General features: G+C 63.4%; 1 pseudogene. It reads left to right on the top strand.

From position 1 onward, the window contains the following. Window positions 1–205: pseudogene (locus tag ALO64_RS18115) on the top strand (TrbG/VirB9 family P-type conjugative transfer protein); the annotation flags it as partial. Window positions 206–309 lie beyond the last annotated feature (104 nt).

Genomic DNA, 309 nt, shown 5'->3' with positions numbered 1-309 from the left:
TGTATTGCCCGATGGCACTGAAACCGTGGCCGACGCGCACAACGAACAGAACGTGGTCGTGGTGCATGGGGTGAGCCGCTTGTTTCGGTTCCGCTTGAACGGTCTGGTTGTAGAGGCCCGGCCTACCGCCCAGGTGAACACGGGGTACAACTTCAACGGGACCACCACCGGCGAGATTCGGGAGCTCAAGCATGCAGAACAATGACAATGACCAAACTCCGGCAAACACTCCAGGGCCGGACAGCATCGGGCCACCCGAACCAGCAGCGGCACCGGAACAGGCCCCGGCCTCGGAGCCCGCCCGCACCC

It is taken from the genome of Pseudomonas meliae, from assembly GCF_001400515.1.
GTDB classification, from domain to species: Bacteria; Pseudomonadota; Gammaproteobacteria; order Pseudomonadales; family Pseudomonadaceae; genus Aquipseudomonas; species Aquipseudomonas amygdali.
The sequence above is the reverse complement of the archived record's forward strand: the minus strand, read 5'-3'. Positions and strand labels throughout refer to the sequence as shown.